The 19,998-nt window shown below is 70.1% G+C and carries 18 protein-coding genes and 1 pseudogene; 7 read left to right on the forward strand and 12 right to left on the reverse strand.

The window, feature by feature from the left end; translation table 11 throughout:
- The 3 genes and pseudogenes from OKJ99_RS02795 to OKJ99_RS02805 form a co-directional block, all read left to right on the forward strand.
- Positions 1–412 (forward strand): annotated as a pseudogene (locus tag OKJ99_RS02795) (hypothetical protein); the annotation flags it as partial.
- 91 nt (positions 413–503) lie between these two features.
- Entirely contained in the window at positions 504–926 is a 423-nt protein-coding gene (locus OKJ99_RS02800; protein WP_326014076.1) for an acyl-CoA thioesterase, read from the forward strand.
- Between the two features lie 23 nt (positions 927–949).
- Positions 950–1,444, forward strand: a complete 495-nt coding sequence (locus OKJ99_RS02805; protein ID WP_326014077.1) for a GNAT family N-acetyltransferase — start codon at positions 950–952, stop codon at positions 1,442–1,444.
- On the opposite strand, the gene OKJ99_RS02810 is transcribed toward OKJ99_RS02805, so the two are convergent.
- Entirely contained in the window at positions 1,402–2,070 is a 669-nt protein-coding gene (locus OKJ99_RS02810) for a TMEM175 family protein (RefSeq protein ID WP_326014079.1), read from the reverse strand. The genes OKJ99_RS02805 and OKJ99_RS02810 overlap by 43 nt on opposite strands.
- 238 nt (positions 2,071–2,308) lie before the next feature.
- Here OKJ99_RS02810 and OKJ99_RS02815 point away from each other — a divergent pair, with 238 nt between their 5' ends.
- Positions 2,309–3,262 (forward strand): hypothetical protein, encoded by a 954-nt coding sequence (locus OKJ99_RS02815; protein WP_326014080.1) that lies wholly within the window; start codon positions 2,309–2,311, stop codon positions 3,260–3,262.
- A gap of 110 nt (positions 3,263–3,372) precedes the next feature.
- On the opposite strand, the gene OKJ99_RS02820 is transcribed toward OKJ99_RS02815, so the two are convergent.
- The 11 genes from OKJ99_RS02820 to OKJ99_RS02870 form a co-directional block, all read right to left on the reverse strand.
- Positions 3,373–4,725: a nucleobase:cation symporter-2 family protein gene (locus tag OKJ99_RS02820; RefSeq protein ID WP_326014094.1), complete on the reverse strand. Its 1,353-nt coding sequence runs from the start codon at positions 4,723–4,725 to the stop codon at positions 3,373–3,375.
- A 386-nt stretch (positions 4,726–5,111) separates the two neighbouring features.
- Positions 5,112–6,497 (reverse strand): 8-oxoguanine deaminase, encoded by a 1,386-nt coding sequence (locus OKJ99_RS02825; RefSeq protein WP_326014081.1) that lies wholly within the window; start codon positions 6,495–6,497, stop codon positions 5,112–5,114.
- A 44-nt stretch (positions 6,498–6,541) separates the two neighbouring features.
- Positions 6,542–7,966, reverse strand: a complete 1,425-nt coding sequence (locus OKJ99_RS02830) for a nucleobase:cation symporter-2 family protein (protein WP_326014083.1) — start codon at positions 7,964–7,966, stop codon at positions 6,542–6,544.
- A gap of 87 nt (positions 7,967–8,053) precedes the next feature.
- Complete coding sequence (gene pucL / locus OKJ99_RS02835) at positions 8,054–8,989, reverse strand: factor-independent urate hydroxylase (RefSeq protein ID WP_326014084.1); 936 nt, start codon at positions 8,987–8,989, stop codon at positions 8,054–8,056.
- Between the two features lie 5 nt (positions 8,990–8,994).
- Positions 8,995–9,393: a hydroxyisourate hydrolase gene (gene uraH / locus OKJ99_RS02840; protein WP_326014085.1), complete on the reverse strand. Its 399-nt coding sequence runs from the start codon at positions 9,391–9,393 to the stop codon at positions 8,995–8,997.
- A gap of 20 nt (positions 9,394–9,413) precedes the next feature.
- Positions 9,414–9,920 (reverse strand): 2-oxo-4-hydroxy-4-carboxy-5-ureidoimidazoline decarboxylase, encoded by a 507-nt coding sequence (uraD, locus tag OKJ99_RS02845; protein ID WP_326014086.1) that lies wholly within the window; start codon positions 9,918–9,920, stop codon positions 9,414–9,416.
- Positions 9,921–10,080: 160 nt separating this feature from the next.
- Positions 10,081–10,392, reverse strand: coding sequence for a helix-turn-helix domain-containing protein (locus tag OKJ99_RS02850; protein WP_407700634.1), 312 nt, complete (start codon positions 10,390–10,392; stop codon positions 10,081–10,083).
- A 50-nt stretch (positions 10,393–10,442) separates the two neighbouring features.
- On the reverse strand, positions 10,443–10,709 hold the full coding sequence (locus tag OKJ99_RS02855) for a hypothetical protein (protein ID WP_326014088.1): 267 nt from the start codon (positions 10,707–10,709) through the stop codon (positions 10,443–10,445).
- 73 nt (positions 10,710–10,782) lie between these two features.
- Positions 10,783–12,396 carry a type 1 periplasmic-binding domain-containing protein gene (locus tag OKJ99_RS02860; RefSeq protein ID WP_326014089.1) on the reverse strand — a complete coding sequence of 538 codons (1,614 nt, stop codon included), beginning with the start codon at positions 12,394–12,396 and terminating at the stop codon, positions 10,783–10,785.
- On the reverse strand, positions 12,393–14,645 hold the full coding sequence (locus tag OKJ99_RS02865; protein ID WP_326014090.1) for a hypothetical protein: 2,253 nt from the start codon (positions 14,643–14,645) through the stop codon (positions 12,393–12,395). Before OKJ99_RS02865 ends, OKJ99_RS02860 begins: the two co-directional genes overlap by 4 nt.
- Positions 14,642–15,424 (reverse strand): hypothetical protein, encoded by a 783-nt coding sequence (locus tag OKJ99_RS02870; protein WP_326014091.1) that lies wholly within the window; start codon positions 15,422–15,424, stop codon positions 14,642–14,644. The genes OKJ99_RS02865 and OKJ99_RS02870 overlap by 4 nt, the downstream gene beginning before the upstream one ends.
- Positions 15,425–15,673: 249 nt before the next feature.
- Here OKJ99_RS02870 and OKJ99_RS02875 point away from each other — a divergent pair, with 249 nt between their 5' ends.
- From OKJ99_RS02875 to OKJ99_RS02885, 3 genes are all read left to right on the forward strand, one after another.
- Positions 15,674–16,510 (forward strand): TIM barrel protein, encoded by an 837-nt coding sequence (locus OKJ99_RS02875; protein ID WP_326014096.1) that lies wholly within the window; start codon positions 15,674–15,676, stop codon positions 16,508–16,510.
- Positions 16,511–16,564: 54 nt separating this feature from the next.
- Complete coding sequence (locus OKJ99_RS02880) at positions 16,565–17,461, forward strand: 2-hydroxy-3-oxopropionate reductase (protein ID WP_326014092.1); 897 nt, start codon at positions 16,565–16,567, stop codon at positions 17,459–17,461.
- A 172-nt stretch (positions 17,462–17,633) separates the two neighbouring features.
- Entirely contained in the window at positions 17,634–19,097 is a 1,464-nt protein-coding gene (locus tag OKJ99_RS02885) for a catalase (RefSeq protein ID WP_326014093.1), read from the forward strand.
- Positions 19,098–19,998: the final 901 nt, after the last annotated feature.

Genomic DNA, 19,998 nt, shown 5'->3' on the forward strand with positions numbered 1-19,998 from the left:
GGCCACGCCGGGTGGCCTGTTCGCCGCCCGGCTCGGCGGGGAGCAGGCGGCCGACGCGGGCCCCGCGCGGGCGCGCGAGGTGCGCACGGCGTGGCAGGGCCTGTTGGAGATACGCCGGATGACCAACCCCGACGGCGCGACGGACCGGCCGTGCGCCTGGGAGCGGGGCCGGCTCGCGCCCTCCGCGGGGCTCGCCCTGGAAGCCGCGGGCTGCGCCCCCGCGGGCGACAGCACTCCTGGCTACCGCGTGCGCGACACCCCGCAGCCGGAGGCCGTCGCCGTACGGCATCCGGAGCGGTCCGGGCTCGCGGCGTGCGCGGCGGCGCTGCACGAGGCGGGCTGGCAGGTGAGCGAGCACGTGGAGACGCGTGGCGGGTCCCGCTATCTGTTGGCGTCGCCCAGACGTGCGTAACGCACCTCACGGCCACCGGAATGCCCTCCCCCACCCGCCTGTTGGCATGATCGGTACAACGCCCCACCATCGAGTCATCGAGAGGAACGTCGTGGCAGAGCAGTTTTCCGTACCGGTCGAGGTCCGTGGGTACGAGATCGATGTCAACGGACACCTCAACCAGGCTGTCTATTTGCAGTACGCGGAGCACGCACGCTGGTCGTTCCTGCGCCACGCCGGGCTCGATGAGGGGGCCCTGCTCGACCGCGGGGTGGGCCCCGTCGTCCTGGAGACGAACATCCGCTATCTGCGGGAGTTGCGCGCCGGCGATGTCGTCGACGTGAGCTGCGCCTTCGAGTTCGGTGACGGCAAGGTGTTCCGCGTCCACCAGACGATCCGCAGGGCCGACGGCTCGGTGGCGGCCGAAGTGACCGCGGTGAGCGGCGTCATGGACCTCACCGAGCGCAAGCTGGTGAAGAACCCGGGGGAGATCTTCAAGGAGCTGGCCTCGGCCCCGGCCGTCCTCGGCCTCTGACCGGCGCCGTGCCTCCCCCGCCCATGAACATCCACAGCCGTTCCTACGGACACCCCGACGCGGTGTCGCTCAGCGCTCAGGTGCAGGCCGAGTACCGAAAGCGCTTCGGCTACGACGACTTCACCGATCTGCACCCGGCGCACTTCGACCCGCCGCAGGGCCTGTTCCTCGTCGCGTACGACGCCGGGGCTCCGGTCGCCTGCGGCGGCTGGCGCGCGCAGGAGCGCGACGACGAGGGCTATGCGGACGGTGACGCCGAGCTGAAGCGCATGTTCGTCGTGGAGCGGGCCCGCGGCCGGGGCCTCGCACGCCGCATCCTGACCGCGCTCGAGGAGAGCGCGCGGGACGCGGGCCGCACGCGGATGGTCCTGGAGACGGGCGTGCACCTGCCGGAGGCGATCGGCCTGTACGAGGCCGACGGCTACCGCCCGACGCCGCCGTTCGGCCCGTTCCGCGCCTACGACGACAGCCGCTTCTACGCCAAGTCCCTGGTCCCGCGTGGGGCTTCGGGGTCCTGACGGGCCGGCACCTGGACCTGGTTGAAGCCGTAGTACAGCGCGAGAACGCCGTGCGCGGCGAGTGTCAGGGGCGCCGAGACGAAGGCGAGTGCGACGGTCGCCGGGTACCCGAGGGAGCCGAGGGCGAAGCGGACCCGGGTGCCCCTGGCCCCCTCCGGATCGACGCGCGGGTGGAAGAGGTGACCGCTGCGGGTCAGGTGCCACCACAGGGCCTGGAAGGCGAAGGACATGGCCACCATCGTGAGGCTGTAGACGGCGGCCGCGGTGTGCGCGGCGGCGGCGTCGCCGCGCAGGTACTCGGCGAGCAGCGCCGTGGGCCACGGCAGGGCCGCGACGATCATCAGCAGCAGCAGATTGAGGAACATCAGCTTGCGGTCGACGCGGATCACATGACCGAACACCTGGTGATGGTTGACCCAGATGATGCCGATGACCAGGAAGCTGACGACGTACGCCGCGTACGAGGGCCACTGCTCGCCGAGCGCGCTCCACAGGCTCTCGCCGTGCTCGACGTGCGGCACCTCGACCTCCAGGATCAGGAGCGTGGTGGCGATGGCGAAGACGCCGTCACTGAAGGCCTCCAGACGCCCGGTGTCACCGCTCCCCCGGTCGGTCTGCCGGTTCATCCCCTCACCCCACCCCGTCCGGGGCCGCGGGCTCCGCCACGACGGCCCCACCCAGCTCGCCCTGCTGCGAACGTAGTTGGGCATGGCGCACTCGCCAATACGTCTCGGGCGGGCGGACGTCGCGCCCCCTTGCCTCGTCCCGCGAAGATCGCTACGGTCCGGTTCGACCCGGCTTTCTACGCGCGTCAACCTCGTGCACCGGCACCACCCGAACGCCCCCACGCGAGAGGTCCCGCCCATGCAGTTGCGCCACAAGTCCCTGCTCTCCGCCGCCTTCGTCACGCTGGCCCTCGCCGCACCCGCCCGCGCGGACGCCCCCTCGGAACCCGCGCCGGAGACCGGCGGCTGGCAGCAGGTCGGCGAGGACGCCACCTCCGGGGTCAGCGGGCTCGCGCTCACCGGCGAAGCCGCCGCCGACGGCACCGAGGCCCTCGTCGTCCACGACAACAAGAAGCCCGGCCAGCCGCGGATCAGCCGCGTCACCTTCCACCAGTCCGCGCCGAAGGACACGACGGTCACCCCGGTCGCATGGGAGGGTCCGGTGCCCAAGGACCTGGAGGCGATCGAGGCGGTGCCGGGCACCCACGGCGAGTTCATGGCGCTGGCCAGCAGGGGGCTCGTGTACCGGTTGCAGGTCGCCGGGGACACCGCGCGGGTGCTCGACCTGGCGCCGCTGCCCGCGATCCCCGAGGGCGCGGACTTCGAGAGCTTCGCGCTCGGCACGTCGGCGAGCGGGCGGACGGTCGCGGTGTGGGCGGACCGGGGCGCGGGCGCGGACCGCCCGGCGACGGTGTTCGCGGCGCCGTTCTCCATCAGCGAGTACGGGGAGGCGGAGTTCGGAAACGTGAGCCAGACGAACTTCCGCGCGGCCTATCCGAAGGGGGACGTGCGGCACGTCTCCGACATCTCACTCACCAAGTCCGGCCGGATCACGGTGAGTTCGGCCTCGGACGCCGGGGACGACGGCCCGTTCGCCTCCTCGGTGAGCGAGGCGGGGCGGGTGTCACTGAACGCGTCGGGCACCCGGGCGACGCTGCGGATCGCCGTACCGCGCACCACGTCGGAGAAGTTCGACGGCCGCAAGATCGAGGCGGTCGAGTGCGTGCCGGGCGCGGACGGCACGGCGCTGCTCGGCACGGACGACGAGAACCTGGGCGGCTACGTGAAGTCGGCCCGGGTGTGCGCCGGTTGACGTAACAAGCCGGTCCACGTGACACGCCGGTTGACGTGACACGCCGGTCGACATGAGAGGAGGGTGGCGCCGCGCACATCGCGCGGGGCCACCCTCCGTCCTTGCGGCGATCAGTGCGCGCCCGCCGCCGTCGGCTCGGTGCGCTGTTCCGCGATGTCGCCGCCCGACTCCATCGGCGACGTGACGTCGTCGGCGTCGCGCCCCTTGCCGATGTGGTTGAACAGCAGGTTGAGCACGACCGCCGCGACACAGCCCGTCGAGATGCCCGAGTCCAGGATGATCTTCGCGTTCTCCGGGAACGCGTGGTAGAACTCCGGCACCGCGATGGGGATCAGGCCCACGGCGAGCGAGACGGCGACGATGAGGACGTTGTTGTCCTTCTCCAGGTTGGCCTTGACCAGGGTCTGGATACCACTGGCCGCGACCGAGCCGAACAGCACGACGCCCGCGCCGCCGAGCACCGGGCGCGGCACGACGGCGATCAGCGAGGCCGCCATCGGGCACAGGCCCATCAGAACGAGGAAGCCGCCGCCCGCCGCGACCACGTACCGGCTGCGGATCTTCGTCATCGCGACGAGGCCGATGTTCTGGGCGAACGCGCTGCACATGAAGCCGTTGAACAGCGGGCTGATGGCGGTGCCGAGGGTGTCGGCGCGCAGTCCTGCCGCGATGGTCTTCTCGTCGGCCGGGCGGTCGACGATCTCACCGAGGGCGAGCATGTCGGCGGTCGACTCGGTCATCGAGACGACCATGACGACGCACAGCGAGACGATGGCCGCTCCCGCGAACTGCGGGGCGCCGAAGTGGAACGGGGTCGGGAAGCCGATGATGTCCGCCTCGCCGACCGGCGAGAAGTCCGTGGAGCCGAACGGGATGGCGATGACCGTGCCGACCACCAGGCCGAGCAGGACCGCGATCTGCTTGACGAAGCCGGTCGTGAAGCGCCGGATGATCAGCACGATCACGAGAGTGATCCCGGCGAGTGCCAGGTTCTTCATCGAGCCGTAGTCGGGGGCCTTCATGTCGGGTCCCTGCGCCCAGCCGAACGCGACCGGCATCAGCGAGACACCGATGAGCGTGATGACCGTGCCGGTGACGACCGGTGGGAAGAACCGGACCAGCTTCGAGAAGAAGGGGGCGGCTATGAAGCCGAGCACCCCCGCGACGATCACCGCGCCGAAGATGATCGGCAGCGCGTCGTCCTTGTCCTTCGTCGAGCCGACGACGGCGAGCATCGGGGCGACGCCCGCGAAGGTCACGCCGTTCACGAACGGCAGCCGGGCGCCGATCTTCCAGATGCCGAGCGTCTGAAGGAAGGTCGCGAGCCCCGCCGTGAACAGGCAGGCGCCCGTCAGGAAGGTCAGGTCCTTCGGGCTGAGACCGATCGCCGCGCCGACGATGAGCGGGGGCGCGACCACGCCCGCGTACATCGCCGCCACATGCTGCAGACCCGTCGTCGCCATCTTCAGCGGCGGCAGCTTCTCGTCTACCGGATGTTTGGTATGCCCCGCGGATTCCTCTGCGGGGGTCGTGCCTTGCTTGGTGAACCTGGGCTTCGTCGCCACTGCGGCTCCTCCGGTTGTTTTCCAGCCCCGGCAGGCCGCCGGCGCTTTTCGCTTCAAGGAGGTGGTGCAAGGTGCAAGGTCGTGCTGATGGTGCTGGTGGTGCTGCGGTATTCAGTTGTTGTGCGCCCAGGTAGTACTGGCCGCCCCGGGAACGTGAAGCTTTGGGCCACGTTCCGGGGCGGCACTCGGTCGAACAGCCCGCTCGGCAGCTCGATCGAGTCCCCGGCCAGGGGCCGTCCCCCCTGACCGGAGTCTCAGGACCCGGCTGACAGGTCCTCAAAAACTCAGCTCTCGGCGGTGATCCGCGCGAGTCGCTGTGCCTCCGCCCGCGTGGAGCGGGCGATGGCGTCCTCGTCGACGTGCAGCAGGCGACTGTCCTCGACCACCGGCTTGCCGTTCACGAGGGAGAGGGTGACCGGTGCGGCCGCGCCGAAGACGAGCGCGGTCACCGGGTCGGCGATCGATGCGTGGGCGAGGGTGTCCATCTTCCACAGCACCAGGTCGGCCAGCTTGCCGACTTCGAGCGACCCGATCTGGGTTGCCCTGCCGAGGACTTGGGCGCCTCCGTACGTCCCCAGGCGCAGCGCCTGACGGGCGTTCAGGGCCGCCTCGCGATGCGCGCCGAGGCGGTTGATGAGGAGGGCGTTGCGCAGTTCCGTGTGCAGCTCGCCCGACTCGTTGGAGGCGGTGCCGTCGACGCCGAGGCCGACCGGGACGCCGGCCGCGAGCATGTCGGGGACCCGGGCAATTCCCGCCGCCAGGCGGGCATTTGAGGACGGGCAGTGCGCCACACCCGTCTTCGTGCGCCCGAACGCGGCGATGTCGGAGTCGTTCATGTGGACGCTGTGCGCCATCCACACGTCCTCACCGAGCCAGCCCGTCGACTCGAAGTAGTCGGTCGGGCCCATGCCGAACAGCTCGTGGCAGAACTTCTCCTCCTCGACCGTCTCACTGCCGTGGGTGTGAAGGCGTACCCCGAGGCGGCGCGCCAACTCGGCGCCCTGGCGCAGGAGTTCCGTAGAGACGGAGAAGGGTGAACAGGGGGCCACGGCCACCTGGGTCATCGCGTCGAAGGAGTCGTCGTGGTGCTTCTTGACGGTCTCCTCGGTCGCCGCGAGCGCGCCTTCGAGGGTCTCGACGGCGAAGTCCGGCGGCAGTCCGCCGTCCTTCTCGCTGCGGTCCATGGAGCCGCGCGCCAGGGTGAAGCGCACGCCGGTCTCCGAGGCGGCCCGGATGATCGATCCGGAGAGGTCGCCGGAGCCCTGCGGGAACACGTAGTGGTGGTCCATGGCGGTGGTGACACCGCCGCGGGCCATCATCGCGAGGGAGCCCTGCGCCGCCGCGTACGTCATCTGCTCGTCGATGCGCGCCCACGTCGGGTACAGCGCCACCAGCCAGTTGAACAGGTTGTGGTCCGTCGCCAGGCCACGGGTGATCCACTGGTAGAAGTGGTGGTGCGTGTTGACGAGGCCGGGTGTGGCCAGGTGGCCGGTGCCGTCGATCCGGCGGACGACGTTTTCGAGGCCCTCGGGCGCGCTGCCCGCGCCGATGGACTCGATCTTGTTGTCCGCTACGACGACATGGCCCGAGGCGTACTCGGTGTCGTGCGCGTCGACCGTCGCGATGGCGACGTTCTCGATGACAATGCGGTTTGCCGTGGCAGGCGCCATGGTGCTTCCTTCAGTCGTGTGTGACATGTGGGCACGGCAGGACCCTAGGAAGATTTGAGTGCCGCGGCAGGTGCGCCACGGGTGCCGAGATGGTGGAAGAACAGGTTGAGCGAGACGGCGACGAGCGCGCCGGCGCTGATTCCGGAGCCGAGCACGGTCTGCGCCCAGGCCGGGAAGTCCGCGTAGAAGCTGGGCGCGGCGAGCGGGATGATGCCCGCACCGAGCGAGACGGCCACCAGGATGATGTTGGAGCTGTCGTCGAGGCCCGCTTCGGAGAGCGTACGGATGCCGCTGACGGCGATCGAGCCGAACAGCACGATGCCCGCGCCGCCCAGGACCGGCATGGGGACCATGGAGACGACCGCGCCGAGCATCGGGAAGATGCCGAGGATCAGGAGGGTGCCGCCCGCGACGGCGACGACGTAGCGGCTGCGCACCTTGGTCAGGGAGACGACGCCGACGTTCTGGGCGAACGCCGAGGTCGGCAGGCCGCCGAAGATCGGTCCGATGAAGGTGGCGATGCCGTCGGTGCGCAGGCCCCGGGTGATGGTCCTCCCGTCGCACTCGCGCTCGCAGATCTCACCGATGGCGAGCATGCCGGCGCTGGACTCGGTCATCAGGACGAGCATGACGAGGCAGAGCGAGATGATCGCGGCGGGCTGGAACTCGGGGGCGCCGAAGGCGAACGGCGTCGGGAGCGCGGCCACGGGCGCGGTCTTGAGGGAGCTGAAGTCCGCCATGCCGAACGGGATCGCGGCGAGCGTGCCGATCAACATGCCGAAGAGCAGGGCGACTTGCTTGACGAAGCCCTTGCCGAAGCGCTGGATCAGCAGGATGACGACGAGCGTGAAGGCGGCGAGGGCGAGGTAGCGCATGTCGCCGTAGTCGACGGCGGTCTTGTCGCCGCCCTGGGCCCAGCCGACGGGCACGGGCATCAGGGTCACACCGATGAGGGTGATGACGACGCCGGTGACGAGCGGCGGGAAGAACCTGAGGAGCCGGCCGAAGAACGGACCGATCGCGAGGCAGAAGACGCCCGCGACCATGACCGCCCCGTAGATCGCGGGGAGTTGGTCGCCTTTGGCGTTCGTCTCGGCGATGGCGAGCATCGGCGCGATGCCCGCGGAGGACGCGGCGTTGACGAAGGGCAGCCGGTTGCCGACGAAGCCCTTGACGCCGAGCGTCTGGAGCAGGGTGGCCACGCCCGCGATGAGCAGCGACGCGGCGATCAGCCGGGTCTGGCCCGCGGTGTCGAGACCGACGGCCTGGCCGATGATGAGCGGCGGGGTGACGACGCCGGCGTACATGGCGGCGATGTGCTGGAGTGCGGCGGGCGCGAGCCGCGACGGGTGGAGCTTCTCGTCCACCGGGTGCACCTGCGAAGCGGTGCTCGTGGTGCTGCCCGATGGGCCGAAAGAATCAGAACACGGGCCCTCGGCTTCAGCCGGCCCCTTTGCTGGCACTGCCATTGCTTTATGTTCCCTCCGGGTGCAGGCGCGCCCCCGTCTACTGCGGGTGGACGGGGGCACGCAGCCGCGTCAAGTACGCCTGGGGCGTCAGAGGTTGGTCATGTCGACCGGGATGCGCTGGTCCGCGCCGTCCCGCAGGATGGTGGCCTCGATCAGGCCGTAGGGACGGTCGGCGGCCCAGTACACGGCGCCGTCCTTCGCTTCGTTCTCCAGGCCGAAGGCCGACAGGTCCTGCCGGAAGTGGTGCTTGTTCGGCGCGGAGAAGCGGATCTCGTCGATCTCGCTGCGGTTGTTGATGACGCGCGAACCCATCTGGAAGAGGGTCTGCTGCAGTGACAGCGAGTACGTCTCGACGAAGGCCTGGAGGATGTGCTTCTTCGACTGCTCGTAGGACTTGTTCCAGTTGGGCGTGCGCTCGTCGTCGACGCCCGTCCAGTTGTGCCGCCACCAGGTGGACAGCGACGTCGCGAGGATGCGGTCGTAGTCCTCCTTGAGCGTCGTGTACTTGTCCTTGATGTAGCCCCAGAATTCGGAGTTCGTCGTGTTCATCACGGTCAAGTCCTTGAGCCCGCTGAGGACTTCGAACTGCTCACCGTCATAGGTGACCTGAACCAGGCGCGTCTCCTGGCCCTTGCGGACGAAGGAGTGCTTGACCTCGTCGGAGCCGATGAACTTGGAGCCCGCGTCGGAGCCCGCGATGCGCTCCCAGGAGTACTCCTCGATGCGGATGCGCGCCCGGTGGATGGACGGCTGGCTCTCGACGAAGTGCCGGGCGAGCTCGATCCCGTACTGCTCCGCCGACTCGATGCCGTGTTCCTTGGCGAAGGCGAAGCAGGTGTTCTTGGTGGTGTCCGTCGGCAGGCAGTTGGCGTTCGACCCGGTGAGGTGGACGTCGTCGAGGTCACCGCTGAGAGCGACCGAGACGTTCAGGTCCTTGATGTGGTGGGTGTCGCCGTCCCGCGTGATCTTTACGACTCGGTTCTCGGCCTTGCCGTACTGGTTGTGTCCCAGGATCGTGGGCATGTCTGCTAGCTCCCTCGGTAAACGGAGTAGCCGAACGGGTTGAGCAGCAACGGCACGTGGTAGTGCTCGCCCGGCTTGACGGCGAACGTGATCGCCACCTCCGGGAAGAACGCTCCGGTCGTGTCGCTGTCCCGATTCGCGGGGGCGTCCTGCTGCGCATCGGCTTGCTTCTTGTCGAAGTACACCTCGGTCTCGAAGTCGAGGCGTACGTGGGTGGTGCCCTCCGGCAGCGCCGGCAGGTCCTTGCAGCGCCCGTCCGCGTCGGTGGCACTGCCGCCGAGCGCCTGCCACTCGGCGCCCGAACCGGCGCGCGCCGCAAGGGAAATGGCGACACCCTGGGCGGGGCGTCCGATGCTGGTGTCCAGAATGTGCGTGGACACCGACGCTGTGGTCTCGGTGCTCATCAGGCGTTCGCTTCCTGTTCTTACGGTGCTTCTACGATGCGGGTCAGGCGGATGCGGTTGATCTTTCCCAGTTCGATGCGGACGATCTCCCGCTCCTCCTCGGCCGTGTGGCCGGTCCGGGCCTTGAGCGCATCGAGCATCTGCTCCGCGGTCGCGCCGGTGGCGCAGATGAGGAAGACGTGACCGAACTTGTCCTGGTAGGCCAGGTTGAGTTCGAGCATCTCCTTCTTGAGCTCCTCGGAGGCCCCCGCCATGCCGCGCTGCTCGCGCGAGGACGTCGGGTCGCCGGGCTTCGGGCGGCCGATCGGCGGATGCCCCGCCATTGCCTCGGCGAGGTCGTCCGCGGTCAGTTCCGCCATCGCGGCGTCACTGGCGGTGAAGAGGGTCTCTGCGGAAGCGAAGGGGCGTTGGGCGAGAAGCTTGCTCCCCCACGCCGATGAAGCACACACCTCATGGAGCTCGGCCTGGGCCGCACTCTCGTCCGAGGAGTTGAACCGGGAGAGTCCCGGCGTCGAACCTGAAGTCACGGGGTGCCTCCGTGGCCTTGTGCTGGACGGGCTGCAGATAGCTAACGCCCCCGGAAACATCACGTCAACACTTTGTTGAAAACTCGGAGTGACAAAAAACCGCCGTCCGGATAGCGGACGGCGGTGTGGAGGCGTGCGGCAGGCTCGGTATCGTCCCAGGTCAGGGGGTCTTGTCCCGGTTGAGATAGTTGTAGACGGTGAAGCGGGAAACGCCGAGGGCGCCGGCGACGGTCTCCACACCGTGACGTACGGAGAACGCTCCGCGGGCCTCCAGGAGCCGTACGACCTCCTGCTTCTGCCTGCGGTCGAGCGCGGACAGCGGCATCCCCTTGGTGCGCTCCAGGGCGGCCAGGATGTGGTCGAGCGAGTCCGCCAGCTGGGGCAGGCGCACGGCCACGACATCGGCCCCCTGCCACGCCAGCACGACGTCGTCGGGGCCCGCGCCCTCCGGCGGCATCAGCTCCCCGCCCATCGCGTCGACCAGTGGCTTCACCGCCGTGATGAAGGCGTCCCCGGTGTCGTTCACGCGTCGTCACCCTTCCCCTTGGGGTCCCCCACCACGTTGACCTGCAGCGAGATCCGCGTCGCCCCGCTTTCGAGGCTGCTGCGCAGCAGGGCGTCGACCGCGGTCAGCACCTCGTCCGCGCCGCCCTCCGCCGTATTGCCGAACGGCCCGACGTCGACCTCGTCGAGATCGGCCGCCTCGATGACCCGGCGCGCCGCGAGCGCGTGCTCGGGCGCCTCCTCCAGGTCGAAGGGCTCCGTCGTGAACTCCAGTCTCAATCGCACGCGTTCAACCTAACGTGCGTGGGGCGGTCACCGGGAGCCACCGCGGGGATCAGGACGGGGATCAGGGTGGGGATCAGGGCGCGGGGCACGTACTGCTCGCGCTCTCGTAGGTCCGGTAGAGCGGCGATTTGCTCCGGTTCTCCTTCGGGAACGTCACGATGGGTACGGGTTTGCATACGGGCCAGTGCCCCTTCGGCCCCTCCAGCTCATCGGCGAACGTGAAGTCACCCGTGGCGGCCGGTACGCACTGCGCGCACTTGTCGGAGGGCGAACCCTGGCCCAGCTGACGGTTGACGTCGTCCTGGGTCACGGGCGGGCCGCCGTCCTCGTAGGCCTGGTACACGGCCCGATTCACCGCGGAGAGGGCGTCGTGGAACATCGCCGCGTAGCCGTCGTTGAGCGCGTTGTGCCGCTCGTGCGGAAAGGAACCCTCGTAGGCGGCCGCGAAGTCCTGGAAGCGCCCGGGTGCCTGCTCGCCGCCGTGGTCCCAGCGGGGTGCGTCCACCGCCGCCGCGGTCACGATCTGGATGTTCATGTTCTCGGCGATTCTGCGGATCTCCGGGGACTCGGTGCCCGGGTCCCGCCCGGTGCTGACGCGCAGGATGCTCAGCGGGTCGTCCTTCGGGTAGTCGCCGCAGGACGTGGTCAGGCGGATGGACCGCAGGAACGGCTCCAGGTCCGCGTCGCGTCCCGCGAGGAACACCGTCCTGGTGCCGGCCGAGCACATCGCGTCGACCGCCTGGCCGAAGACTCCCGTCTTGCCCTGCTGCGGCCCCTTCTTGCCCTGGTACCTGCCGATCCGCCCGTCCACCGGGTCGTGGTCGATGCCGTACTCCGCGCCGAACTCCTCGTAGAAGACGTTGCGCAGATTGGAGACGTAGTCGTCGTCCTTCCGGCTGTCGGCGATCATGAAGGCCTTCGCCCGGTTCATCCCGTTCGCGTCCACATAGCCCTTCAGTGCCTCGGCGAACTGCCTGTTGGAGGGCGAGACCTTGAACAGGTACTGGTCCTCCATGCCATTGGCGCTCAGCGCGGCACTGACGGACGGGATCCGGTGCTTCGCGAGGCTTCGCACCGCGTCCAGCGTCCTGCTGTCACTGTTGGGGAAACCGATGGCGGCGACGAGCGGGGCCTGCTCGTCCTCGGTCCGGGCGACCAGCTCGCGGGTCACGGGCGACCAGTAATTCAGGTACTCACCCACGTTGGCGAACACGAGCCGGATCGCGGTGTCCTTCGTGTTCGGGCCGGTGTTGAACACGTGCTGCGCGGCGTAGGCACCCTGCAACGCGTGCCGGATGAGCTCCGGAGACATGGCCGCCCCCGGGGTCCTCGCGGTGTACGGCATGACGACGGCGACGCTCACCTGCCTCTTTCCCGACTTCTCCGCGATCTCGTTCTCGCCCGCGATGCGTCCCAGTACGTCCTTCAGGTCCGGGTCGCCCAGGGCGTCCGGCCGCTCCGTCACCCCGATGCACTCGTCGGAGGACCCCATCCGCCGCAGCTCATGGCTGTCCGAGCAGTAGTTCCTGTGGTCGAGATACGTGTCCACTCCCCACCACGCCCCGCCCCCGACCAGCGCCCCGACGACCACCCACAGCGCGATCACGTCGATCAGGCCGAACACCCGGAACCGGATCCGCCGCGGCAGCCAGGGCCAGTTCCTGCGGTCCGTCCAGCGGCCCCTCATGCCACCCCTCCCCAGCTGCGCTCCAGCGGCCAGTCCTCGCCGTCGCGGACGGCGCGCGGCCAGCGGACCGCGACCTGGGCGAGGATCGCGCGCCCGGTCAGGTGCTGGGCGGACAGAAACGACAGGTCCTGTCCGATCCGGGCGGCCAGCAGCCGGTCCGCCTCGGCCAGCTCGTCGGCGGCGTACCAGAGCGCGTGCAGCAGCCGGTAGATCGCCTGCTTCTCCAGGCTCGCCTCCGGGTCCGCCCGCACCTGAAGCAGGTCCCTGCGGCCCTTGCCGACCTCCTGGCACTGCTCGAACCAGAGGTCGCCAGGCGGGCGCGGCGCGTGCGCCACCGTCCGCAGCGTGCGCAGCCACTCCAGGGCGTCACCGTCGGAGCGTACGAACTCCGTGTGCAGCCGGTCGACGACCTCCTGGGTCTCTCCCCCGGCCAGCCGGTGCCACAGGAAGCGGGCCCACTCGTCGCGCCCGGCCCGCCCCGCGCGGCCCTCGGCCCGCCGCCTGTGGTGCTGCGCGAGCAGTCCGTGCGCGTCGCCCCAGCCCACGCCGCCCGCGCCGCGCCCGCTGCGCATCTGGTGCACGAGCAGCGTGCGCAGAAAGCGGTCCGTGATGAACGGCCGGCTGCCCGGCCCCCGCGACCAGCGCTCCCGCTCCAGTTGGGCGGCGACGCCGTCCGCCGCGGCCAGGTCGTCGATCCGGCGCGGCACCCACCGCTCGGCCAGCTGTTCCGCCGCCTCCCGGTCCCAGGCCAGCGAGAGCAGGCACAGCTCGTCGTGGTTCTCGCTGCCGACAAGGGTGTTGAGCAGCCGCCAGATGACCGACTCCCCGGCGCCGCCGGGGTGGTCCAGGTCGAGGAGTTCCTCGGCCGCCACCCACTCCTCGCCGCGCGCCTCGTGCACGACGGCGTCGCACATTCTGCGGGCTCCCATGGGGTGGCCGCGGGTCAGATCGTGCAGCGCCGTCGCGATGTACGGGTCGAAGGTGACGCGCTCGTCGCTGCGGAGCATGCGTTCCAGGTGTTCCGTGTCGAGTGGCGGCAGCGGCAGGAGCAGCACCCCCTCGGACGGCTCCGCGCTGTCGCGGCTCCACCGGGTGCGGGCTCCGACCTCCTGCAAGGGCTGGCGCGTGGCCCGGTGGTACGGGGCGGTCTCCTGCTCCTCCTCGGGTGTCTCATCGTCGTCGTCCGCGTCACCGCGCAGCTCCGTGGCGAGCACGACCAGCGGGTCGCGGGCGCCGCGCTCCTGCAACGCGCGCTGTTCCAGGAGGAGTTCGAGGAAGTCACGGCCGGGGTCGGTGTGCACGTTGTCGAGCAGGATCAGCGGCCGCGGCGCCCGGTTCCCGCGCCGCAGCCTGCCGTAGCGCACATCCCTGAGGAACGCGGCCATCAGCATGCGTTCGACGCCGCGCCGGAAGCCGCGGCCCTGGTGGAACTCCTGGCAGAGCCGGGCCACGGCCCGCGCGCGCTGGGCGGCGGGCACCCGGGGCGGCTCGGCGGCCGCGTCGGGCGGCATCCCGCGCAGCCGGTTGTCGCTCTCGCTGCGGTGGCTCTCGTACCAGCCGACCAGTCCGCGGGGGCCGAGCCTGCGCGTGCGGCGGCGGTACTGCCTGGCGAGGTAGGTGCGGACGGCCGCCTCGGGGAACTCGGCGGGGTCGGGCGAGCCGCCCTCCGCGGGCGTCGGCAGCGCGGGGCGGAACAGCGCGTCCCAGGTGGGCGGGGGTTCGCCGGCCGGCCAGGGGCCCAGCAGGGCGGCGGCGTGCCGGTCGGCGATGTCGAGCTCGTCGTCGATGCCGGGGCGCCGGGCCGAGATCACGGCGAGCAGTCCCGCGGTCGTCCTGGGAAAGCGCAGCCGCCCGAACCCGGCGACGGGGAGCGAGAGTTGACGGACCAGCTCGACCAGCATCTCGACCATGTACGAGTTGTTGGCGATCTCGGGGCCGACCCTGGCCCGCTCCTCCAGGTCCGTGCAGTTGATCCGGGCGAAGGGGACGCGCGGTCCCGGCCAGGGGCCGGTGTCGGGGGCGTAGGCGCGCTGGAGGTCGTTCAGCATGGCGCTCTTGCCGGTGCCGTGCCGCCCGCTGAGCAGCACGACGGGCTGGTCGTCGGCGAACTCCCGGCGGCGGCGCCTGCGGTGACGCTCGCGTTCCAGGCCGATGAGGCGCGGCACCAGCTGACTGAGGAGCGGCTGGCGCGCGTACACCTCGGGTATCTGGTCGTCGGATTCGGTGCTGGTCCCCCCGCGGTCCGTCATGGCAGCCTCAGCGTCTGGCGGACGAAGTCGGCGAGGAAGCCGACCACCACCTCCTTGCCGACGGACGCGCTCTCGCTCTGCAGCACGCCCGGGATGCGCTCCATGAAGCGCCGCACCAGGCCGTCGTCGGGCCGGTCGCCGCGGTCGATGGTGTCGGTCAGCTCGTCGGCGAGTTCGCGCACCTGCCGCAGTTCGCTGTCGCTCTCGGTCGCCTCGGGCAGGGAGGCCTGGACGAGCTGGGCCAGCTGCTCGTATGAGATCACCACGCCCTCGCCCTGTTCCGCCGGGCTGACGTGGACGGGCGCGGGCAGTTCCAGGTGGTTCCTCGCGTACTCCAGGTCCTCCACCGGGAGCTGGCGGCCGCAGTAGAAGGCCTCGCTGGCCCACAGGAAGTTCTCGGGGTTGGACTCCTCGCCGCTGCGGTGCTGTCCGGCCCGGTCCCAGTACGCGAACAGGGCCGCCTTCGCGTAGCGGCGCCTGGCCTCCCGGTCGGCGTACGCCTCGTCCCAGACGGCGACCTCGGCGAGCCCGGCGGCGGTGGGGCTGACGAGGGGCGGGTCGGCGCCCGAGTCGTTGTGCTCGGTGAGCCAGCCGAGTGCGCCGAGCCGTCCCACGGCATCGGCGACCAGGTCCACGCTACACCGCTCGTGCGGCGCGAAATCGGCGCTGGCCACGCGACTCGCCCCGCCCGTGCCGGTCTGCTCGACGAGCCAGCGCAAGAACCGCGCGGACGCGGCCCCCGTCTCGTCGTAGACCGGCGAGAGGCCGTTCGTCGGCACTGACCGGGATCCGCCCATCTCCCCCAACTCCCGTGACCGGCAACGGGCGTTCACCTTCCCCGAACTTCGAGGCCAAACACGTGTCACGAGCCGGTTTCTTGAGACCCCGGCCGGGGCGCGGGCGCGGCGAATTTCGACGTCCCCTCTTGACAGCCACGAGCCCTTACAGGCAATCTTCCATCAAGTAGAAACGAACTTCCGCGATACGGAAGATTGACCATGACGAACCTGAAGGGAGCGCCGACCCTGATGGGCTTCACAGACCAGCGCTTCAACGTCAACCTGTCGATCCTCTTCACCGAGCTCCCGCTCCTGGAGCGCCCCGCGGCCGCTGCCGCGGCGGGCTTCACCGCGGTCGAGCTGTGGTGGCCCTGGGTCGACGCCCCCACCCCCGAGCAGCCCGAGCTCGACGCCCTGCGCGCCGCGATCAAGGACGCGGGGGTCCAACTCACCGGGCTGAACTTCTACGCGGGTCAGCTGCCGGGCCCGGACCGGGGCGCCCTGTCGATCCCCGGCGAGGAGAGCGAGAAGTTCCGCGCGAACATCGACGTCGCGGCCGACTTCGCGCAGTCCCTCGGCTGCACGGCGCTCAACGCGCTGTACGGCAACCGCGTCGACGGCGCCACGGAGCAGGAGCAGGACGAGCTCGCCCTGGAGAACCTGGTGCTCGCGGCCCGCGCCGCCGACCGCGTCGGCGCCGTACTGCTGATCGAGGCGCTGAACGCGCCCGAGTCGCCGAAGTGCCCGATCGTGAGCGCCCCCAAGGCGATCGAGATCGTGGACAAGGTGAACGCGGCGACCGGCCTCGGCAACGCCAAGTTCCTGATGGACCTGTACCACCTGTCCATGAACGGCGAGGACCTTCAGGCGATCATCACCGCCTACGCCGACAAGACGGCGCACGTGCAGATCGCCGACAATCCGGGCCGCGGCGCCCCCGGCACCGGCTCGCTGCCGCTGGACGAGCTGCTCGACCAGCTGAAGAAGGCCGGCTACGAGGGCTACGTGGGCCTGGAGTACAAGCCGGGCGACGCCCCGAGCGCCGAGGCCTTCGACTGGCTGCCGCGCGAGCACCGCGCCGCGTGACCAAGTAACAGGTCGTCAATTCATCGACGTACAAAAGCTTTTGGAGTCACCCTCATGAGCAACAACCTCCCCAAGGTCGCGTGGATCGGTCTCGGCATCATGGGTTCCCCCATGTCGGAGAACCTGATCAAGGCCGGCTACGACGTCACGGGCTTCACCCTGGAGCAGGACAAGCTGGACCGCCTCGCCGCGGCCGGCGGCACGGTCGCCGCGTCGATCGCCGAGGCCGTGCGCGACGCCGATGTCGTCGTGACGATGGTCCCCGCCTCCCCGCAGGTCGAGGCCATCGCGTACGGCGCCGACGGCATCCTGGAGAACGCGAAGTCGGGCGCGCTGCTCGTCGACATGTCGTCGATCACGCCGCAGACCTCGGTCGACCTCGCGAAGGCCGCCAAGGACAAGGGGATTCGCGTCCTGGACGCCCCCGTCTCCGGTGGCGAGGCCGGCGCGATCGAGGCCGTCCTGTCCATCATGGTCGGCGGCGAGCAGGCCGATTTCGACGAGGCCAAGCCGCTGCTCGACGCGCTCGGCAAGACCATCGTGCTGTGCGGTCCGCACGGCTCGGGCCAGACCGTGAAGGCCGCCAACCAGCTGATCGTCGCCGTGAACATCCAGGCGTGCGCCGAGGCCGTGGTCTTCCTGGAGAAGTCCGGCGTCGACCTCAAGGCGGCCCTGGACGTCCTGAACGGCGGCCTCGCCGGCTCCACCGTGCTGACCCGCAAGAAGGACAACTTCCTGAACCGGGACTTCAAGCCGGGCTTCCGCATCGACCTGCACCACAAGGACATGGGTATCGTCACCGACGCCGCCCGCAATGTCGGTGCCGCGCTGCCCGTCGGCGCCACGGTCGCCCAGCTGGTCGCCTCGCTGCGCGCCCAGGGCGACGGCGGCCTCGACCACTCGGCGCTGCTGCGCGCGGTCGAGCGCCTCTCGGGCGACCAGCCCAAGTAGGCCCCCATACTTCCGGGCCGTGGCGGCGCTGACACCTGTCCTGTCGCGCCCAGGCGTCGCCGCGGCCCGGAACCCTTATTCGCGTACCCATAACTTCAACAAACTGTTGACGTAGCAGTTCAGAGGTACTTACGCTCCGAACACCTCAGCAGCCACAGCACGGAAGGTCACGATGTCGAAGCGCGTGCTTACGACCGAGTCCGGCGCCCCCGTCGCCGACAACCAGAACTCCGCCACCGCCGGCGTCGGTGGCCCGCTCCTGCTCCAGGACCAGCACCTCCTGGAGAAGCTCGCCCGCTTCAACCGCGAGCGCATCCCGGAGCGCGTGGTGCACGCCCGCGGCTCCGGCGCGTACGGCTACTTCGAGGTGACGGACGACGTCACCGACTACACGTACGCCGACTTCCTGAACTCGGTGGGCAAGCGCACCGAGGTCTTCCTGCGCTTCTCGACCGTCGCCGACAACCTCGGCGGCGCGGACGCCGTCCGTGACCCGCGCGGCTTCGCGCTGAAGTTCTACACCGAAGAGGGCAATTACGACCTCGTCGGCAACAACACCCCGGTCTTCTTCATCAAGGACCCGCTGAAGTTCCCCGACTTCATCCACTCCCAGAAGCGCGACCCGTTCACGGGCAAGCAGGAGCCGGAGAACGTCTGGGACTTCTGGGCGCACGCCCCCGAGGCCACGCACCAGATCACCTGGCTGATGGGCGACCGCGGCATCCCGGCCTCCTACCGCCACATGAACGGCTACGGTTCGCACACCTACCAGTGGACGAACGAGCAGGGCGAGGCCTTCTTCGTCAAGTACCACTTCAAGACGAACCAGGGCGTACGCAGCCTGTCGGCCGAGCAGGGCGCCGAGCTCGCCGGCAAGGACGCCAACTCGCACCAGACGGACCTGTTGCAGGCCATCGAGCGGGGCGTGAACCCGTCGTGGACCGTGCACGTCCAGCTGATGCCGGCCGCCGACGCGGCGGACTACCGCTTCAACCCGTTCGACCTCACCAAGGTGTGGCCGCACAAGGACTACCCGTTGCAGCGCGTGGGCCGCCTGGTCCTGGACCGCAACCCCGAGAACGTCTTCGCCGAGGTCGAGCAGGCCGCCTTCTCCCCGAACAACTTCGTTCCGGGCATCGGCCCCTCCCCCGACAAGATGCTGCAGGGCCGCCTGTTCGCCTACGCGGACGCGCACCGCTACCGGCTGGGCGTCAACCACACCCAGCTCGCGGTGAACGCCCCGAAGGCTGTTGCCGATGGCGCGAACAACTACGGCCGCGACGGCGTCATGGCGGCCAACGCCTACGCCCGCAGCCGCAAGAACTACGAGCCGAACTCCTTCGACGGCCCCGTCGAGACCGGCCGCCCGCTGGCCGCGCCGCTCGCCGTCAACGGCCACACGGGCACGCACGAGGCCCCGGCCCACACGAAGGACGACGACTTCTTCCAGGCGGGCGAGCTGTACCGCCTGATGTCGGAGGACGAGAAGGGACGCCTGGTCGCGAACATCGCGGGCGGCCTCTCCCAGGTCTCGCGCGACGACATCGTCGAGAAGAACCTGGCCCACTTCCACGCCGCCGACGCCGACTACGGCAAGCGCGTGGAGGACGCGGTCCGCGCCCTGCGCGAGGACTGACCCCTCCGGGCAACACCCAGACTGCGTACGAGGGTTGACGGGAGGTCTTCCCCCGTACGCAAAGCCCCGCAGCGTTCATGTGACCCGGATGAGGGGTGGTCGCACGGACAGCTGTGGGCGGACGAGGACCGCGGCGGCTTGTGCAGCGTACGAGCCAGTGCGGTGGTGAAGGTTCCTCCGCTCCCCTCTCGACCTGAGGGAGGGGAGCGGAGAACCGTCGTACGTCAGCCGCCGCGGTCCCAGCCAATTCCCCGACGGGGTCCACCCGTTGGGGTTTCCTCGGTCTCCGTCCGGTGGCGCGCATGCATGTTCCGCCAGTCGCGCGCCGTCGGACGGCAACAACTCCCACAGCTGTGCCCCGGGTACGACGGTGTACCCGGGGCACTTCGGCGTACGCCGCGGCCCTCCGGGCCGAACAGGTCGGCTCCCGGTCTCCACGGGCGCCCCACCCCTACCGGACTTTCCCCGGAGCCGACGTGGCCCACCCGGCCCCCGGCTGGCCCCGCCCGAAACGCCGGACGTGCCCCCCCCCCACACCCACTGTCCCTCGCCGCCAGAGCGGGTTGCTCTACCCGGCCGTGCGCCCCGCCAAAGGCAACATCGCCCTCTCCCCCGGCACGTCTCCCACTGATCGCCCCCTCCGGGGGCTACGGCCTCCCGGGCCTCGGGCTGACCGAAGCCTCCGGAGGGGGCGATCAGTGGGAGACGTGCGGGCGTCGGCGCGGCCGGGCAAGGACGGTGCCGGCGCAACTGGATGGGCGGGGCCGGATCCCCCGGAGAAGCGCCGGTGCCGCGCAGCCATCACTGCCACCGCCCGCGACTCTGCCCACCCCGGCCCCGGGGAGGCCGGAGCCCCCGGAGGGGGCGGGTGGGTGGGAGGTGAGCGGGCACCGGCGCAAGA

Source organism: Streptomyces endophyticus (assembly GCF_035798155.1).
Lineage (GTDB): Bacteria > Actinomycetota > Actinomycetes > Streptomycetales > Streptomycetaceae > Streptomyces > Streptomyces endophyticus.

Excerpts from the sequence above, each read along its gene's own strand:
- OKJ99_RS02805 (WP_326014077.1), top strand. The coding sequence starts at position 950 with ATGAACATCCACAGCCGTTCCTACGGACACCCCGACGCGGTGTCGCTC.
- OKJ99_RS02810 (WP_326014079.1), bottom strand. The coding sequence starts at position 2,070 with ATGAACCGGCAGACCGACCGGGGGAGCGGTGACACCGGGCGTCTGGAG.
- OKJ99_RS02815 (WP_326014080.1), top strand. The coding sequence starts at position 2,309 with ATGCAGTTGCGCCACAAGTCCCTGCTCTCCGCCGCCTTCGTCACGCTG.
- OKJ99_RS02820 (WP_326014094.1), bottom strand. The coding sequence starts at position 4,725 with ATGGCGACGACGGGTCTGCAGCATGTGGCGGCGATGTACGCGGGCGTG.
- OKJ99_RS02825 (WP_326014081.1), bottom strand. The coding sequence starts at position 6,497 with ATGGCGCCTGCCACGGCAAACCGCATTGTCATCGAGAACGTCGCCATC.
- OKJ99_RS02830 (WP_326014083.1), bottom strand. The coding sequence starts at position 7,966 with ATGGCAGTGCCAGCAAAGGGGCCGGCTGAAGCCGAGGGCCCGTGTTCT.
- pucL (WP_326014084.1), bottom strand. The coding sequence starts at position 8,989 with ATGCCCACGATCCTGGGACACAACCAGTACGGCAAGGCCGAGAACCGA.
- uraH (WP_326014085.1), bottom strand. The coding sequence starts at position 9,393 with ATGAGCACCGAGACCACAGCGTCGGTGTCCACGCACATTCTGGACACC.
- OKJ99_RS02850 (WP_407700634.1), bottom strand. The coding sequence starts at position 10,392 with ATGGGCGGGGAGCTGATGCCGCCGGAGGGCGCGGGCCCCGACGACGTC.
- OKJ99_RS02860 (WP_326014089.1), bottom strand. The coding sequence starts at position 12,396 with ATGAGGGGCCGCTGGACGGACCGCAGGAACTGGCCCTGGCTGCCGCGG.
- OKJ99_RS02865 (WP_326014090.1), bottom strand. The coding sequence starts at position 14,645 with ATGACGGACCGCGGGGGGACCAGCACCGAATCCGACGACCAGATACCC.
- OKJ99_RS02875 (WP_326014096.1), top strand. The coding sequence starts at position 15,674 with ATGGGCTTCACAGACCAGCGCTTCAACGTCAACCTGTCGATCCTCTTC.
- OKJ99_RS02880 (WP_326014092.1), top strand. The coding sequence starts at position 16,565 with ATGAGCAACAACCTCCCCAAGGTCGCGTGGATCGGTCTCGGCATCATG.
- OKJ99_RS02885 (WP_326014093.1), top strand. The coding sequence starts at position 17,634 with ATGTCGAAGCGCGTGCTTACGACCGAGTCCGGCGCCCCCGTCGCCGAC.